1 rRNA gene is annotated in these 1,580 nt (G+C 54.1%); it reads right to left on the reverse strand.

Annotated features, from left to right (window positions below):
* Positions 1 to 25: 25 nt before the first annotated feature.
* A 16S ribosomal RNA gene (locus OGW13_RS00765) occupies positions 26 to 1,567 on the reverse strand.
* Positions 1,568 to 1,580: the final 13 nt, after the last annotated feature.

A 1,580-nucleotide genomic window follows, 5' to 3' on the forward strand; every position in this document is an offset into this window, starting at 1 on the left:
CACTACAAAGGCAGGTTCTTTAAGGTAAGGAGGTGATCCAACCGCAGGTTCCCCTACGGTTACCTTGTTACGACTTCACCCCAGTCATGAATCACAAAGTGGTAAGCGCCCTCCCGAAGGTTAAGCTACCTACTTCTTTTGCAACCCACTCCCATGGTGTGACGGGCGGTGTGTACAAGGCCCGGGAACGTATTCACCGTGGCATTCTGATCCACGATTACTAGCGATTCCGACTTCATGGAGTCGAGTTGCAGACTCCAATCCGGACTACGACATACTTTATGAGGTCCGCTTGCTCTCGCGAGGTCGCTTCTCTTTGTATATGCCATTGTAGCACGTGTGTAGCCCTGGTCGTAAGGGCCATGATGACTTGACGTCATCCCCACCTTCCTCCAGTTTATCACTGGCAGTCTCCTTTGAGTTCCCGGCCGGACCGCTGGCAACAAAGGATAAGGGTTGCGCTCGTTGCGGGACTTAACCCAACATTTCACAACACGAGCTGACGACAGCCATGCAGCACCTGTCTCACAGTTCCCGAAGGCACCAAGGCATCTCTGCCAAGTTCTGTGGATGTCAAGACCAGGTAAGGTTCTTCGCGTTGCATCGAATTAAACCACATGCTCCACCGCTTGTGCGGGCCCCCGTCAATTCATTTGAGTTTTAACCTTGCGGCCGTACTCCCCAGGCGGTCTATTTAACGCGTTAGCTCCGGAAGCCACGCCTCAAGGGCACAACCTCCAAATAGACATCGTTTACGGCGTGGACTACCAGGGTATCTAATCCTGTTTGCTCCCCACGCTTTCGCACCTGAGCGTCAGTCTTCGTCCAGGGGGCCGCCTTCGCCACCGGTATTCCTCCAGATCTCTACGCATTTCACCGCTACACCTGGAATTCTACCCCCCTCTACGAGACTCAAGCCTGCCAGTTTCGAATGCAGTTCCCAGGTTGAGCCCGGGGATTTCACATCCGACTTGACAGACCGCCTGCGTGCGCTTTACGCCCAGTAATTCCGATTAACGCTTGCACCCTCCGTATTACCGCGGCTGCTGGCACGGAGTTAGCCGGTGCTTCTTCTGCGGGTAACGTCAATGGCTAAGGTTATTAACCTTAACCCCTTCCTCCCCGCTGAAAGTACTTTACAACCCGAAGGCCTTCTTCATACACGCGGCATGGCTGCATCAGGCTTGCGCCCATTGTGCAATATTCCCCACTGCTGCCTCCCGTAGGAGTCTGGACCGTGTCTCAGTTCCAGTGTGGCTGGTCATCCTCTCAGACCAGCTAGGGATCGTCGCCTTGGTGAGCCGTTACCTCACCAACAAGCTAATCCCATCTGGGCACATCCGATGGCAAGAGGCCCGAAGGTCCCCCTCTTTGGTCTTGCGACATTATGCGGTATTAGCTACCGTTTCCAGTAGTTATCCCCCTCCATCGGGCAGTTTCCCAGACATTACTCACCCGTCCGCCACTCGTCAGCAAAGCAGCAAGCTGCTTCCTGTTACCGTTCGACTTGCATGTGTTAGGCCTGCCGCCAGCGTTCAATCTGAGCCATGATCAAACTCTTCAATTTAAGTTTGATGCTC

The sequence above is a fragment of the Citrobacter sp. Ca225 genome, assembly GCF_030337175.1.
Taxonomy (GTDB): Bacteria; Pseudomonadota; Gammaproteobacteria; order Enterobacterales; family Enterobacteriaceae; genus Citrobacter_A; species Citrobacter_A amalonaticus.